The 17,167-nt window shown below is 46.7% G+C and carries 9 protein-coding genes; 1 reads left to right on the forward strand and 8 read right to left on the reverse strand.

Annotated elements, in window-relative coordinates; translation table 11 throughout:
• Positions 1-46: 46 nt before the first annotated feature.
• The 3 genes from KOE27_RS03790 to KOE27_RS03800 all read right to left on the reverse strand — a co-directional run bounded on the left by KOE27_RS03790 (position 47) and on the right by KOE27_RS03800 (position 5,759).
• Positions 47-1,219, reverse strand: a complete 1,173-nt coding sequence (locus KOE27_RS03790) for a hypothetical protein (protein WP_215237510.1) — start codon at positions 1,217-1,219, stop codon at positions 47-49.
• 9 nt (positions 1,220-1,228) lie between these two features.
• A complete protein-coding gene (locus KOE27_RS03795) occupies positions 1,229-2,665 on the reverse strand; it encodes a RagB/SusD family nutrient uptake outer membrane protein (protein WP_406566848.1) in 1,437 nt (478 codons plus the stop codon).
• An 82-nt stretch (positions 2,666-2,747) separates the two neighbouring features.
• Entirely contained in the window at positions 2,748-5,759 is a 3,012-nt protein-coding gene (locus tag KOE27_RS03800) for a SusC/RagA family TonB-linked outer membrane protein (protein WP_215237512.1), read from the reverse strand.
• Between the two features lie 326 nt (positions 5,760-6,085).
• On the opposite strand from KOE27_RS03800, the gene KOE27_RS03805 reads away from it, so the two are divergent.
• A complete protein-coding gene (locus tag KOE27_RS03805) occupies positions 6,086-7,252 on the forward strand; it encodes a LacI family DNA-binding transcriptional regulator (protein WP_215237513.1) in 1,167 nt (388 codons plus the stop codon).
• A 67-nt stretch (positions 7,253-7,319) separates the two neighbouring features.
• On the opposite strand, the gene KOE27_RS03810 is transcribed toward KOE27_RS03805, so the two are convergent.
• From KOE27_RS03810 to KOE27_RS03830, 5 genes are all read right to left on the reverse strand, one after another.
• Entirely contained in the window at positions 7,320-9,794 is a 2,475-nt protein-coding gene (locus KOE27_RS03810; protein WP_215237514.1) for a hypothetical protein, read from the reverse strand.
• Positions 9,795-9,901: 107 nt separating this feature from the next.
• The gene (locus KOE27_RS03815; RefSeq protein WP_215237515.1) at positions 9,902-11,590 is read right to left on the reverse strand and encodes a RagB/SusD family nutrient uptake outer membrane protein; all 1,689 of its coding nucleotides are present in this window, start codon (positions 11,588-11,590) and stop codon (positions 9,902-9,904) included.
• 12 nt (positions 11,591-11,602) lie between these two features.
• Complete coding sequence (locus KOE27_RS03820) at positions 11,603-15,007, reverse strand: SusC/RagA family TonB-linked outer membrane protein (RefSeq protein ID WP_215237516.1); 3,405 nt, start codon at positions 15,005-15,007, stop codon at positions 11,603-11,605.
• A 176-nt stretch (positions 15,008-15,183) separates the two neighbouring features.
• The gene (locus tag KOE27_RS03825) at positions 15,184-16,272 is read right to left on the reverse strand and encodes a FecR family protein (RefSeq protein ID WP_215237517.1); all 1,089 of its coding nucleotides are present in this window, start codon (positions 16,270-16,272) and stop codon (positions 15,184-15,186) included.
• 82 nt (positions 16,273-16,354) lie between these two features.
• Positions 16,355-16,960, reverse strand: a complete 606-nt coding sequence (locus KOE27_RS03830; protein ID WP_215237518.1) for an RNA polymerase sigma factor — start codon at positions 16,958-16,960, stop codon at positions 16,355-16,357.
• Positions 16,961-17,167 lie beyond the last annotated feature (207 nt).

Here is a 17,167-nt window from a genome sequence, read left to right on the forward strand (position 1 = left end):
TTGAGTTAGATATTATAAGTACTGTACTGCAACAATTATTGGTTTTCTAGTTTCCGGTATCCGATAAACCTGCTTTATAGGTTTCCAATTTTCCCTTAATGGAGGCATCTGCTGAGTAGTGATTTTGTAAAAGGTCATAAATACCCTCTGCGTAATCAGTATTGGAATTTTCAAGCTGATCGGCCATGGTCCGTAAAGTTTTTGGGGATAATTTTTTTTGGTTTTTCAGCAGTACAAGCATCAGGTTAAATTGTTCATTGTTGGCTTTTACCAGCTGTTGCGCCAGGCTTTCTGTGAGAGGGCTGGTCAGGGGAATATGCGTCAGTTTTTTGAGTATTGCTATTTGCAGCATATATCCTGCCGAGGAATAGGTTTGCCAGAGCCAGCTTTGAGCATCGTCTGTTTGGAAAAATGAAGGTGCAGATTTTTGTAGTGCATATCGTGCGGTAAACACATTTTTCCCGCTGATGATCTGGCGGATATCCTTTGCGTATTTTACAGGGATATTCCCGTTTTTGTCCATCACCTTATCAAGAGCCCAGTACTGGTAATAATGGTTGGTACTGGTAAGGAATTCGTGCAGCAGGCGTTCACTCTGATAGGTTTCAATTATTTTTTTGATTTCTTCAGATGCTCTTCCGTGGGCAATGTGCCACAAGGTGAAACAGGTATATACGGCACCGTCGATCACTTCATTTTTAATGGTTTTGAGGGTTGCACCGGTTTTGGCATCTACATTGTCTGTCAGGTTATCTGTTCCTTTGGTAATGAGGTCTTCCATTTTCAGATCGGCAAAAATGGAATTTGATTTGGCCAGTATCTCACTCAGTTTCTGGTAGTCTTCTTCCTTGAACTCATCATGGTCAACTTTGGTGAGTACCTTATTTTTCGGCAGATCGTAACGCATATAATTGCCGAGCAGGTCCCAGTAAAAATTAATGTAAACCGGCTTGCACTCGTTGGTGTAACAAACCGGCGTGAAAATATTCCTGAAAAAGTACTGTGGGTGGCCGGCCTCATCCAGCACCAGTTTCAGCGTGTAAGATAAGGTATCGTTTTCCTGGATCAGGAACTCTCGGATTTTTGGGGTATCCGTCAGCTCCGGCCCTGATTTTTCAAGGGCACCATTATTCACAACCAGATCGGATGCGCAAACCCAGGGGCCTGCACATCCGATCAGATAAAGAAATAGAAAAAATACTGATCTGTATATCTTCATTTTAAACTGCTATTGCCAGTCGGGATTTTGCTGTAATTGTGGATTGGCATTGATCTCTTCCTGAGGGATCGGGAAGTATTTATGCTTTGCCAGCACAGGGCGCACCGGATACACCGAGTTTACCGCCTTCGGAATTACAGTGAGGAACTTGCCGGTACGACTCAGGTCATACCAGCGGTCGCCTTCCGCAAAAAACTCCCAGGAACGTTCCTGGATGACGGCATCGATAAATGCATCTTTTGCCAAACCTGCCGTTAAATTAGGCAGTCCTGCTCTTGTCCTGATGGCGTTGATGTATTCATACGCTTTTGGTGTTCCACCATTCAGTCGAGCCTCTGCCTCGGCAGCGATCAGATAAACATCGGCAAGGCGAAGAATCGGAATGTTTGGGATTAAACCGGTGGTTGAAACCGGATCCTGGTATTTTTTGATCAGGACAGCATCCGTTGTAATGGGTGTAATGCTTTTCTGAGGAACCCATTTGCCTGCTCGGTCCAGGTAAGTAGTATCCAGCAGTTGTCTGCGTTTATCTTTAGCATCGAAAGAATTAAAGAAACTCATATAAGCAAACATGGAACCATAGGAAGTTCTGGCATACTCGACACCTGCACTTCCCACAGGGCCGCATAAACTAACCAGCTGATGGCCTGTACCGGGGCTGATAGGATCGGCCTCAAATGCCCAGATATTTTCCACACGTGCAGCATCTTCTTTTAAATAGCTGTAAACATCCAGTACGTTGGGCATCAGCGAATACTTGCCTGAGGCAATCACTGCCTGTGCCTTTTCAAGCGCTTTTGCGTAATCTTCGTTGTACAATGCTGCTTTTGCATAAAGCGCATCCACTGCCTCTTTGGATGGACGTCCTTTTTCAACAGTTGAGCCTGAAATGAGTCCTGCCTGGGAAGCCATGTCCAGGTCGCCGTAAATCTGTTTGTACACGTCAGCCTTGGGGCTTTTCCCTACGTATGCTTTTGTTTCGGAAGTACTCGGTTCGGTTTTTATGACTACGTCTCCAAAGGTTCTGGTAAGCATCCAGTGATAAAAAGCACGCAGGAAATACGCTTCACCGATAATCTGTTTCTTCCGGGTTTCATCCATGGTGGCATCAGGTACCTTTGCAATGATCCAGTTAGCCTTTTCAATCCCGCTATATCCTGAAATCCAGATTTGCTGTGCGGACTCATTGGTACGGCCGGCACTTCTCTGAATGGTATAGGTAGGCTCTGTTGTGAACAAAGTAAGTGAGTTCCTTCCCACAACACCTCTTGGATATACCTGGTCGGCGCTATAGTCCGGTACCATAGTCGCGGCGGGTCCGCCGTATAGGCCTCCCAAAGCGTCGTACACGGCAATGAGGCCTTTTTCTGCATCTGATGCGGTTTTGTAATAGGATTCCACAAATATGGAGGAATAAACTTCCTCTTCAAGCTGGCAGGATCCCATACCAAACGCCAGGGCGATGAGCGGGATAACTTTACTTATTGATTTCTTAAAAAGTATCATATCTTAAATGTTTTTTAGCTCCTTAAAAGGTAAGTTGGATGCCTCCCAAAAATGATTTTGCCTGCGGATAAACCAGGTTGTCGATACCAATGGCAGTGTTTGAACCAGCGTAGGTATTCACTTCCGGATCAAAGCCAGAGTATTTGGTAACCGTGAAAAGGTTGTTGGCACTTACATAAACCCTTAGGCGGTTAATGCCTTTGATAGCCGGGACGGTATATCCCAGCATCAGGTTTTTGCATCTCAGGTAGGAACCGTCTTCCACAGCATAACTAGAAATAGGCAGACGTCCCGCAACGGCTGGGCTCACGTACTGGTTACTTGGGTTTTCGGGTGTCCAGCGGTTTTCAACACCCTGGAACAAGTTGCGCTGACCCAGCGGGTTTTCGAAGGAAAGGCGGCTTACGTTGTAAATGTCATTTCCCTGCGTTCCTGAGAAAAATGCGCTGAGATCAAAGCCTTTATAACCAACTGTGGTAGAGAAGCCGTAAATGAACTTAGGATTAGGATTCCCGGTAATGATCTGATCCTTTGAATCAATAACACCGTCACTGTTAACGTCTTTTACCTTGTGACCACCCAGCCTGCCATCATATCCCGGAATAATAGCTTCTCCTGTCTGATTGATGCCATCAAAAACGTAGGTTTTAAATACACCCAAAGGCTGGCCTACTTTCAGAAGGGTATAATTGGTGATAAATCTTTCCGTAGTTGTGCCGCCGTCCAGGTCAAGTACCTTGTTTCTGTTGATAGTCAGGTTACCACTTAGGCTCCATTTAACCGGCCCGTCGAGAATGGTTGCGTTAGCTGCAAATTCAACACCCTTGTTTTCAAGTGAACCGTAATTTCCGTTAATACTAGCATAACCCGACGAAAGCGGTAATGTTTTGATATACAACAAATCGTTTGTCTTTTTGTAATAATAATCTACGATAAGGGAGATACGGTTGTTCAGGAAACTTGCATCAATCCCTACGTTAGTCTGTGCCGATTTTTCCCAGCGAAGATCAGGGTTAGCAATGCCGGAAGGCCGGATGGCTGTCTGGTAAGTATGGTTGAGGTTGTAACCACCACCTGCGGCAACTGTAGACAGCGACTGGTAGGGGTCGAGACCTCCTGCATTTCCGGTGATACCATAGCTTGCACGCAGTTTCATGTCTGACAGCCAGCGGATATCTTTCATGAAAGGTTCCTCAATGATTCTCCAGGCCGCAGATACCGCAGGGAAAAAGCCATATTTATGATTAGCCCCGAATTTGCTGGATCCATCCACGCGCGCTGTGAGGTCAAGGAAATATTTATCCCTGAAACCATAGTTGATACGGCCCATGTAAGAATCCAGTCTCTGACTGCTTCGAAAGCTGGATACAGTCCGGTTCAGTGCCAGCTGTAGTGCCTCATTTTTGGTGGCATCATTTGGAAAGCCCGTGGCACTGATCTGGTTATCATTATATTTCTCTGTTTGTGTTGCAAAAAGGCCTGTGAATTTCAGGCTGTGGTTAGCTCCGATTTTTTTGCTGTAAGACAAAACACTTTCATGAAGTATATTCAGGAAATTCCGATTGGTTTTGGATGCCGAACCTGAGTTGTCGTTCCGGTCTTTAATAGCAATGTTTGAGATAGGTGAATAAGTATCGTGTAACCTGTTATCAACATCAGCGTTGAAAGAAGCACGGTAGGTGAATCCGGGAAGAATGGTATATTCTCCATAAAGGTTAATCAAAGCCCTTTTAATGTTTCTTTTCAGTAAAATATTGGTATAGTTCAGCGGGTTGATCACCTCACGGTATTGTCCGTTTCCTTGCTCAGCAAAGGGGAAAATGCTGCCATCGGCCCTGTATGGCTGTAAGGTTGGAGGTGCTCCTATGGCCGCGCCAATAACACTTCCGGTAACCACTCCTGCGTCACCCACACTGGTGGCTCCGGCTTCAATACCTTTATTATTTGAAAAGCTTCCCATGATACTGGTTCCCACGCGCAGGCGTTTGCTCACCTGATGATCCACGTTCAGGCGGTAAGTGAAGCGTTTGAAGCCGGAATTGATGATGACCCCATCCTGGTCAAAATAATTGGCAGACAAAGACAGTTGTGTTTTCTCGCTTCCGCCACTGATCGTCAGCTGATGGTTTTGGATAGGTGCTTTCTGAAAAATCAGATCCTGCCAGTTTACACCTTCGCCAAGGCTGGAAGGGTTAGGGTAAGCCGTATTTTTAAAGGTCTCGTTCTCCAGCTGTGCAAATTCTGCGGCATTTAATACATCCAGGGTTTTGGTAACTTGTTGTACACCATAATAACTTTCCAGAGATACCCTGGTATTGCCCGACTTACCCCGTTTGGTGGTGATCAGGATTACACCATTGGCAGCACGCGCACCATAAATCGCCGATGCGGAGGCATCCTTTAAAACTTCAACAGACTCGATGTCATTCGGGTTGATGGTGGAAAGTGGGCTAACATCATTGATCCCTCCGCTGTTGGATATCTGAATTCCGTCGATAACATAAAGGGGTTCGGAATTGCCATTGATAGAGTTGGTACCCCGAATCCGGACACTGATGTTACCCCCCGGAGAACCTGAGTTCTGGTTGATTTGTATACCGGAAACACGGGCCTGTAAGCCCTGCGCTACGTTGGTAATGGGAAGCTGGGTCAGCTCATCGGCTTTTACAGAAGCGATCGAACCGGTTGTCTCAATTTTTCTCTGCGTACCATAACCCACCACGACTACTTCTTCAAGCGCCTTGGTATCGGGTAATAACGTGATATCAATTTTCTGTCTGTTGTTAACCGGAACTTCCTGTTTTACATAACCGACGAATGAAAAAACCAAAACAGCATCTTTATCCGCAGAAATGCTGTAAGTACCTTCCACCGTGGTAATCGTACCTTGCTGGGTGCCTTTGATGGTTACACTGATGCCCGGAATTCCTTCACCGTTTTCGTCGGAGACTTTTCCGGTAATATTGGGCGACTGCGCCTGGGCAATGGAAACGCTCAGGACCAGTACCATTAACCGAAGTATTTTTTTTAACATAATTAAGATGGATAAGGATTATTGATTGTTGGGTTAATATTTGAATAATACTATTAATCTTAAATTTTAAGCTCAATATTATTATTCCTGAATTGTGAGTGTTGCGCCAGTTTTCACTGGTTTAGCTCGAATATAAGGGAGCCGGATACATGGAACAACGCTAAAATTTGTTGAAAAAGCGCAAAAAGTATCGGTTACGTTTGCGGAAACGTAACCGATATATTAATTTGCAAATTAATTATAGTAAAATTTTGCAAGAGTTTCTGATTTCTTAATTTGGCATCAATAAATCTTGCGAAAAGCATATAGATTAAAATAATACAATAATGATTCACTGTCCCAAGTGTAATGATGTCGCTTTTATAATGAAAGCAGGATACATCCGTGGCAAACAGCGGTACGTCTGTAAATCCTGTCACCATTTCTTTACCATTGCCGGGGAGCATTCACCTCAGGATCAGCAGCGTAAGAGGCGGCACCAGACCACGATTATTGACATAGCCAAAGCAATTGGAATATCCAACTCCACGGTTTCCAGGGCCCTGCACGGTCATTCGGACATCAGCCGGGAAACGAGACAGGCGGTGCTGGAAATGGCTGCGGAGCTGGATTATCAACCCAATCAGCTGGCCTACAGCCTGGCCAAAAACAAGACGAACACCATAGGAATGATTGTCCCTGAATTTTTTAATTCCTTTTTTCCCAATGTGATCATTGGCGCACACCAGATACTGACCGAGGCGGGATACAACCTGACGATCATGCAGTCCAATGAGTCCTATGACATCGAGATTTCCAATACCCGTGCCATGCTTGCCAACCGGGCCGACGGACTGCTGATTTCCCTGACACAGGAAACCAACAATTTTGAGCACCTGGCTGTATTTGAGAAAAGGGGCATTCCAATCGTTTTGTTTAACCGTGTTTGTGATGGCCTTGAGGTACCCAAGGTGGTTGTTAACGATTTTGAAGCATCTTTTCAGGCGGTTGAACATCTTATCTTAAATGGTTATGAACGAATTGCGCATTTAGGAGGCCCCCTTAGCCTGATGGTCAGCAGGGAAAGGCTAAGGGGATACAAGGCGGCCCTCGAAAAACATGGCAAACCACTGGATGAAAACATGATTATCCAGGGAATGCTTACCCAGCAGAAGGCCCGTATTTACGGGCAGTATCTACTGGATCTTCCCGCCAGGCCCGATGCGGTGTTTGCTGTTAACGATTCTTCGGCCATTGAGATCATGCTCATCGCGAAGGAGAAAGGTATCAGCATTCCCGATGAACTGGGGGTGGTTGGGTTTAGCGATAACCCCGAGTCTGCCTATATCGGTCCCGGGCTTACCACTGTCAGGCAGCCCACCCGGGAGATGGGGGTAACCGTTGCCAACTGGATCCTTCAGCTGCTGGAAGATGATGCAGATACCGAAATACCCGAAAGAAAGGTACTTCAGACAGAGCTGATCATAAGAGGGTCGTCAAGAAGAAGGGAATAGCGGCTGCCTTAAATCCGGAACAACCGGCATTCCCCTTCATTCTCCATTCTTCACTCTTCAATCTCCCTTATTTGTATTGCAGGAACGCGGTTGCTTCGCAGTTTTTACTCGCTTTGAAACGGATCCAGCGGGCTTGGAAATTCTTGGCGAAATCGAAATGAAAGGTATCCCCCGGTGCGACGGTTACCTCCTTGAACTTCATCCATGAGCCATCACCCACCGGGTCCGCTTCGATGGTAAAAGTTACGGCGGCGGACGACCGGTGTGAAAGTTTCAGATTGCGCTGATTGTAAAACCCGATCAAGTAGGGATCGGACGGCACTCCGGCCTCAACCCGTGCATTCTTCCAGGGGCCTCCCTGGCCGGTGGGTTTTCCCAATTTCCAAAGGTCGTCAATGGCACCCGCCCAAACAGCAGCTTTTTTATCGTCCGAAACAATGATATGTTCATTAGAAAGCGCCTGATCGATATCAATACCCGTTAGTATCAGCAATCCGCGGTAGGATGCATAGTCGTTTATTCTGAAATGGTGCGAAGCAACCGGACGGATCTTGGCATAACCATCAGCATTTTCCGCGGGCAACTCGTAAAATGTCCCGTGGCAATTCAGCAGATCTCTTTCCGTAGCTACCTCGCGGCATATCCTGAGTGCGGCATCATTGGTAAGCTGAGAGAACGACTGATCCCCTAGTGGCAGCCGCCATCTTCTACCTTTTTCATCCACTATCAGTGCGGAGGATTCATCCAGGGTGACCACCTTTTCAGTTATGGCAAATTTGTCTTTGATAAAGCGGGTATCGTCCGGCTTGGTTTGTGGCTCCAGTTTCATTTCAGCGGAAAGTTCGTAGTAGCCGACGTCGGTGGATGTACCCTTCACATAATGCTGAGCTACCATCCCTAGTTTACGCTGATCTTTGCCAAGACCATAAATAAGGCCGCCTGATGTTTCGGAACGGGTTACGGCAGTTAATCCCTTGAAGATTTTGTCAGCGGAAATATTGCGCTTTTCGGTTGCTGAATAGGAGAAGTGAGCCGTAACCCTGGTATCCTTATCACTCCTGACCCTGACCCATTCACCGCTATCCTGAGTTGCAAATCCTAAATTTGCAGCCTCACCCGCTGCTAAGGTCAGAGAAGTAAGGCGTTGCCATTTATTATTCCCGGTTTTGTCTACCTCAAAGGTTAATGTAATCGCTTGTTCTCCATGATTCTGTACCCATGCAGAGCGCTGCGCCCATCCTGAAAAAAGGAACGGTTCGGAAATCTCATCTGCTTTTACAGACTCGTTCAGCCAGACAGCCCCTTCTGCTGTGTTCGGGCCCAGCAGATCCGGCTGATGCAAAGGCGTGAACCACAGGTTGGAATTGGATTGTCCGGGCCCTTCGATGCCGCCCTTGGCATTTCTTTTGTTCAGAAATTCTTTCTGGGCGGAATCGTCGCAGCCAAAAACAAGCTGGTTGTTCCAGCGGGCAAAATCACCGATCACCTTGAGGTACGCGGTTCTGGGGCGGATACCTGCGGTATTTTCAGAAGTGAAAGTAGCCGGGAATTTCCAGAATAGTCCGTGCATCGTCATCAGGTAGTCGGGTTTTGTACTGGTTCCGATGTCGCGTATCCTGGGCCATTCGGTGTTCCAGCCATGCGCGCCGTCATAGCTGTGGCTAGCCTTTGGCAACCTGAAAAACGTCCATTTTCCCTGATCACGCACCCCCAGCAGTACTGATTTATGATCCCAGCCCGTTGCCCAGATCGCATCTTTTGCCGGATTTTTATTGCCATATATACCGCCCGGTCCGGTAACTTCCACAAACTGGTTGCGGCGTACCAGCTTCCAGCTTTTCCCATCCCATTCGGACAAGGAACCAGATTTGATATCAAATTGCTTAAGTGCTTCCGGGCCCGATTCGCCGTTGTTGGAATATACCATTACGCCCTGCCCTGAATACAGTCCTTTTCCGTGGGCTCCTGGGAGCAATGATGTTTCGGAGTTAAAGGAGGTATCTTCTCCTTTTTTTACCCTTACATTTCCATCCTGGTACAGCAGCTTGGGTGTCAGTGTTTTTACATCAACTTCATAAAAGCCTTCCTCCATTGTACCATAATAAATCTTTCCGGTTGGGTCTGTAAGGTGTCTGGCATTCCCTGTATGCCTGCCGGGCATCACGGAATATGGAATTGTTCTGATATTTCTTTGTGCATCAATAGCATAAGGGCCAATGAAAAGCTGGTTGCTTTCCTGGTGGATCATCCGGTTTGCCGGCGTGCCCCCGATACTTTCATCCCGGATGATCTGTTTCAGATCCGGCGTGATCTCATATAGTTTGTCGGAGGAGCCGAAGGGTAAATGCGGGCCGTACGTGATCACCCATAACCTCCCGGCCCAGGGTACCACAGCACCCGTGCCACATTCTCCTTCGTTGTTGTACATCGCCAGGTGCGGATAGATACCACTGAAAGAGCGGCCCGTAGGACCGACTTCCTTTTTTTGGCCGAGGCAGATCTGGGAGATCGTAATCAGTAACGGTAGGATTATTTTTTTCATGAAAAAGCAATATTTAATAAATGTAGTGATCGTTCAGCCATCGCAAGTGTGCGGGGAAGTCTGCAAACGGTGGCTGAACAGGGTACGGTTAAAGGGGCCCGATATATCTAATAATTAGGGTTCTGGATCAGGCCGCTTGTGAGTACTTCGGTTGAGGGAACCGGCCAGAGGTACTGCCGGGTTGCATCAAACTTCCGGATGGCGATCTGCTTGATGAGCCCTGCGTCATACATGGGCGAAAAATCGGCAACGCCGTCTTCATCAATGGAAGGAGTCTGAGGGAAGAACCACAGTCCTTTCTGAACGATCTTTTTGCGCAGGTCATCTGGTTCCAGCAATCCGTAATTAATTTTATTCAATACTTTTTCCGCGAGTTTCCAGCGGATAATATCCATGTAACGGACACCCTCCATCGCAAATTCCATCCGCCTTTCGGTGCGTACAATTTTTCTCAACTCGGCGGGGTTGGTGATGTTCACGGCCGGATAGGATGTCGTTGCAGTGTAAGCCACACCATATGCTCTTGCCCTGACAGTATTGATCGCATTCAGTACCGTCTGATCAATATCGCCTAATTCTATTTTTGCTTCGGCATACATGAGCAGTACATCGGCATACCTGATAATGATTTTATCAGGCTCCACCTGCCAGGAATTCAGAAGCCAGTCGCCGTCCACTCCTTTTTTCCATACCAGCCCGTTGTAGGAGGCATATTGAGCAACAGACCGGGTATCTTTATTATCAACCAGGGTGTTATCGGATGTTTTTCTCACTTTGACGGAATCGGGGTGGGGCTGGTACATGAATCCGAGAAATGGCGTCTGAAACTCAACGATGGTGGCTGCACAACGTGGATCGCGGTTCTGGAAGGGCTTATGTGGATCAAACAGCGGAGACTCGTCTATAGGCAATCCATCTTTACAGAGATAAGCACAAAATAAATCCCACGAAGGGACTTTGGCCGCATATCCGCCTGCGTTTCTGGTAACGTAATTCTGACAATCGCCCTGGGTAACTTTCAGGGTAATGGAGCGGGGAAGGCTGAAAATGCTTTCGACAGAGTTTTTTGTTTTAGATAAAAATAGGTCAGAAAAGCTGGGATGAAGCTTGTATGCGGTGCTTTCTATACAAGCCTTGGCGGCATCACGGGCAACGGCCCAGTCGCCCATCTGCAGAGCGATACGCGCTTTCATGGCCAGAGCAGCACCCGATGTTGCACGCAGCAGCTCGTTGGAAGCATAGGTTTTTTTTAAATGAGCCGCAGCAAAATCAAAATCCTCATAAATGGATTTCAGAATGACTTGTTTATCCGTCTGTTTCATTTGAAGGGCTTCTTCAATATCTACCTGTTTGTCCAGGTAAACAACATTGCCATAATGAGATATCAGCCGGGAGTATTGGGCGGCACGGATGAAACGGGCTTCGCCGGTATAACGGGCAATAAGATCCGGAGAAAGATTTTCCTGCGCTCTGCTGATACTCTGGATGACGATATTGGCTCTGGCAATGGCCTTATAGGTGTTGGTCCACCAGGTTTTTACAAAGTCAGTTTCACCGTTCAGGGTTGCACTGGTAATAGGGGTGGTGGCATCGCGGTACATCCAGTCGTCGGTCCAGTCGTCCTGGTCTTTCATCCAGAATGCATCTTTGTACAAGCCGTTTAATGACATTTCGATTTCTTCGGAATTGGAGTTCCAGGTTTCGCCGGAACCATCCGAAAGAGGAACGAGGTTGAGATCACCACAGGAAGAGGCGGATATCAACAACAAGAAAAGTATAAAAATATGAGGTTTCATTGCGTATCGGGATTAGAATTTGATGGAAGCACCAAACACAAAAGAGGTGGTGATAGGATAGGTGAAAGAGCCCATTTCGGGATCCCAGCCTTTGGGGAAACGATGCGCCGAGAAAAGATCAGTGACGGTGCTGTATAACCTTAAACCCTGTATACGGATCTTTTCCGTGAGGTGGCGGGGTACCTGATAGGACAGGCTGATGTTTTTCAGTCGCAGATAACCTCCGTTGATTAGCCAGAAATCCGACATCGCGAAGTTGTTTCCTGCCGAGGTGTTAGTATACCGGGGATATTTGGCGGCAAGGTTTTGCGCATCGGTATTATACCTGCTCCACGACTGCCCGTCGAGTATCTCAGGAAAATTACCATAGTTTTCAAGCAATGGCTGTACCATGGAGGTACTGATGCGGGAATTCTGCTTTCCTACACCCTGCAAGACCACCGAGAGATCAAAGTTTTTATAACTTGCTCCCAGGTTTGCTCCGAAAATCAGCCGGGGTAATGAACCGCCCAGTAAGACACGGTCATATTCAGGCGATATTTTGCCGTCGGGCTTTCCTTCGGGGCCGCTGATGTCCTGGTAACGGATATCTCCAGGTCGGACGTTGGTATTCAGCTTAGCTGAGTTGTCCACTTCATCCTGCGTCTGATACAGGCCCATGGCTTTGTATCCATACCACTCGTTAAACTGACTTCCCATTTTTTTGATCTGGTCACCCAGAAAAACGGTACCGCCAAGGTCGCCCATTTTGGATACAAAGTCCGAAAGGTTAAAAGAGAACCGATAGCCAACATCCCCAGCCTTGTCGTTCCAGCCCACCTGCATTTCCCAACCGGTAGTATACATTTTCCCGGTGTTCTGGTCCGGATTGTCAAACCCGATATAATCCGGAATCTCAAGTTCCAGGAGCATGTCTTTAGTAGTTTTTTTATAATAATCAGCGGTCAGCTTAAGGCGGTCATTGAAGAAATTAACGTCCAGCCCCATGTCAAACGACTGCGTGGTTTCCCATGAGATATCCCTGATCGCATATTGGTATTGTGCCGCAGCCTGGGCCGAAACGGCTGTATTTCCCTTGTAAAAAAGTGAGCTGTTTTCAAAGGAGAGCAGGGCTTGGTATGGATAATTTCCGATACGTTCGTTACCCAGCGAGCCCCAGGAAGCTCTTACCTTGAGGAAAGATAATACCTGGTTTTTAGGCATGAAATTTTCCTCGGAGATAACCCAGCCAGCTGAAACAGATGGGAATGACCCCCAACGATACCCGGGAGCAAATCTTGAGGAACCGTCGAAACGGACATTTGCCTGAAAGAGATACTTGTCTTTGTAATTATACATCACCCTGCCAAACCAGGAACGGTAAGCATTTTCGAAAGCATTTCCGCCGTTATCGCGGAATTCCAGAGGTCCCAGATTCAGATAGGGATAGTTGGTCAGGATATATTGCCCACGGGATGCCGAGAGATCTTCGTTGAAAGCATGGTAATACTCGTATCCCGCCAGAAGGTCAAGATGATGGCTGCCAAGCTGTTTGGAATAATTGGCCAGGAACTGAGTGGTATACCGGTAATTATCTTTTCTGGTTTCGGCCAGTTTGGTTTCTGTGCCGCCTTCCAGGTACCCGGCTATGTTACCCGGATTGTTCCAGGAGGTATAAGGGATTTTCTTTGTGAAATATTTGGCCTTGTCAAAATTCAGGAAGGGGGATAGTATACCTGAAAATTTCAATCCTTCAATAGGCGAAAAGTCGAGGCTGAGCTTACCCCCAACCTGATTATACCATTCCTTGTTAGCACCACCGTATTTTAAAAGCCCGTAAATATTGGCTCCGTCTTTGCCCGCTCCCACGCGCCCGTCGGACCACATGGCGGCGTAGATAGGTGGTGCAACGTTCATGCGGTTGATGGGGTCGGTTACGGGCTGGTCAACCAATGTCCGTTTAAAGTTGATATCAATACTGGCCGAGAGATACTTGGTAATGGTGACATCGTTGTTCACCCGGGCAGTGATTCGTTCGTAGGTCCGGTTATCATAAAGGGCATCGCTTTTGTCGTAGCCAAGAGATACCCGCGATTTCAATGCTTTTCCGGCAGCGGAAATACTCAGGATGTGGCTGCGGCGTGGAGCAGTATTGTTAAGTATCAGCCGTTTCCAGTCGGTGTTAGGATACTGATCGGGGTTTTCGGCGTGGAGAGCCGGATAATTGGTGATCAGATCTTTGCTATATGTTGGATACTCGTTTGAATTGTTACCGTTGTCATTCCATCTCAGCTCGTTGGTAAGCTGCATAAAACGTTGGGCATTTACATATTTGGGCAATTTGGTAGGTTTATCTAAGCCATACTCCACCGTATAATCCAGATTGAGTTGACCTTCTTTTGCTCTTTTGGTAGTAACCAGTATCACGCCTGCCGCAGCCCGGGAGCCGTAGATAGACGCAGAGGCGGCATCTTTCAATACCGAAATGTTGTCAACATCATTAGGATTAATCGAATTGATATCGTCCACAGGAACACCATCCAGTATGATAAGTGGGTTGGCGCCTGCATCCGTGATGGTTGTAATTCCCCTGACACGGATGGTGGCAGTAGCACCCGGCGCATTGTTATTGCGGGTAACCATTACCCCCGGCATAGCCCCCTGGAGAGCCTGAGAAATCTGGGTCGTTTTGCGGGTAGCAAGGGCATCTCCCTGCATGGAAGAGACCGAACCGGTTAGATCTTTTTTCTGCACGGTTCCGTATCCTACCACCACCACCTCTTCCAAGGCTTTGGTATCCACTTTGAGTGTCACATCAATGGCAGTTCGTTTGCCTATGATTATCTCCTGCGGGATGTATCCAACGAATGAGAAAATCAGGACGTTGTCGCCTTCGGGCAGATCCAGGGTATATTTTCCATCCTTTGAGGTAGTGGTACCTCTGGATGAACCGCGCAAGACGATATTGACTCCGGGCAAAGGTTCACCGGCTTCGTCAGTGACCGTACCGTTGATGGTCCGTTCGTTGCTGGAGGAAGGCTGGGCCGGATCCTGTGACTTTTTTTGCTGAGGGGCGGGTTCCAGCTTTCGGAGTACGATCTGCTTCTCAAGTACAATGTAAGTAATGTTAAGGGGAAGCAGTAAATTGTCGAGAACATCCACAAGCTTTTCATTCTTTGCATGAACCGAAACGATCTGCTCCCTGGATACGACTTTGGAATTGTAGCTGATCCTGATTCCTGTAGTTTTGCTGATCTCACTTAATACGGTACGCAGGGGGGTATCTTTAGAAGAAATATGGATCCTGTGGTTCAGCATTTCCTGGGCGGAGGATTTTCCCCATACTACGCTGGTCAGAAAAAAGACCATGAAAATCTGGACAGTAGAAATTTTCATTATCGTATGCCACTGTTTGGCAGTGATTAAAGTTTTTTTCATACATTTAATTGTTTTTGAATAATTAGAAAGGCAAAAACAGACCCGTGCGTCCCTTTCGAGGACGCCTTGTCATGATCTGGCATGGGGGTAAAGGGCTGGTCGTGGTGCGAACACGGCTGGCTCTTTTTTCGGAAATCAGGTGGGAATGGTATACTTTATTAGCATAGGAAGATGGTTTAGAGATTACAGCCTTTTGTATTAATAATGATGCGGGCGCCTTCCACACGGTAACTGGTAGAAGGGCCAATAGCACCGCAGATGATTTTCAGTTTTTCGAATAAAGGCTCGTCGGCAAAGGTAGTGGTGAGAAAACAGTCGGATAATAATGCTTCATTTGCTTCAATAGTGACATCGTAGCGCTTGGACAGTGTCCTGAAAATTTCGGTTACATGGGCGTCATTAAAGGAGTAAGTGGTCTCCGTAGCAGGTACCATCACCGACATGGTCGCTGGTTTCACATCCATCCTGATCAATGAAAGCGCACTTCGGTTGAATATAGCCTGTTGATTGGGTATCAGGTCAATAGATGCTTTCATCCCGTTTTTGCCGGTGTTAGCAGAAACCGACACCTTTCCTGTTTTGACTACCACGGCAAGGTCGGGCTGGTTGTCAAAAGCTCTTACCGTAAAACTCGTTCCCAGAACTTTAGTAGTAAGTTCACGGCTATGGACTAAGAAAGGCAGGTTCTTGTTTTTAATCACTTCAAAAAACGCCTGTCCTGATAAGCGGACCTCCCGGGTTTTGGTGTTGAAAGTTTTCGGGTAGCTGATTTTACTTCCGGGTTGCAGCAATACCGTACTTCCATCCGGCAATGCAACCGGCATTATTTTGTTGCCTTCATTCCGCTTTTCCAGCATTACAACAGCAGGGAGGGAGTGTGCTGCCGAGGATACCCCGCGGAGCTGAGGTTGTTTGAAAAAAATGTACCATCCGCTGATCAGCAAAACCGTAATACTTGCAGCTGCGGAAAGCGGCAGAAGCCAGTTGCGAGACGGCGCTGATTTTTCACCGGTGCGCTGGCGAATATTTTTCAAAGTATTTTCGATAACCTGCTCCTCAAAGTCAGGTGCAAAACCTTCCTCGGAGGAGGCGGTTGCGAGCAGTATTTCCCGGGCGCTTGTGGCTATCACCAACTGAGACGGATTGAGCTGCAACCGGCGGGTCCAGTCGGCCTGGGGATCGGCAAAGCCACCGTTTTTTACCCAAATCCGGAAAGAAACGTCGGACAGGTAGTCTTCTATCTTGTAATTTAAAAAGTCCTTCATGGAATTTCACAATACTTTGTATAAGCAGTAGCGAGGAGTTCCGAAGGTTATACTGTTTTTAACAGATATTTTTTTGAAATATTCAGGGAAGTGTAAAACTGAACCACAGGATCAGCAGCGATACGATAGATTGGCCGGGAATTAATTCCCTCAGAGCGTCAAGCGCTTCATGGATGAGGTTTGTGGCGGTCTGGTATTTAATACCCATCACCTCCGCGATTTCATTGTTGCTGAGGTTTTCGTAAAATTTCAGATAAATTACTTCCTTACGCTTTTTGGATAAGCTGTTGATCAGCTTGTTCAATACCCTAACCCGATAGGCTTCATTTTCATTTTCAATTAATCTTTCCTCAATTGAAAAATCGATACAAAAAGGAGAAAACAGATCGTCGTCTACGGGTTCCGAAAAAACCTCTTTTTTTAAAGATCCAATAATTTTTCGCCTCAGGCAGGTAAAAAGATAGGGTCTTATCTCAGTAATCTGGCGAAGATTGGCGCGGTATTGCCACAACTGAATAAAGGTTTCCTGTATACAATCCTGTATCAGTTCATCATTCCGGGCCATTTTTCTTCCGTAAAATGCAAGTGGCCGGGTGTATCGTCTCATGAGTTCGGTCAAAGCATCTTCGCTTCCGGATTGGAAGGAAGTCCAGAGACTGGTTTCATTTAAATGACGAATAGTAGACATTACCAAAGATAATTTTGTATTATTTAACCGGCAAGTTGTAAAGAAAAAATTAAAAAAGCATCTTACCCTGGCAGCCCTCAGGAATAAATTAGCTGAAGCAGTGATTAAACATGGCGATATTTTTTTATTTTTCACAGCTAAAATACTACCTATGATCAATTTTTATGATCCGTCTGCATAATTCCATGAATAAATGGAAATATGTGT

The organism is Dyadobacter sp. CECT 9275 (genome assembly GCF_907164905.1).
Taxonomy (GTDB): Bacteria; Bacteroidota; Bacteroidia; order Cytophagales; family Spirosomataceae; genus Dyadobacter; species Dyadobacter helix.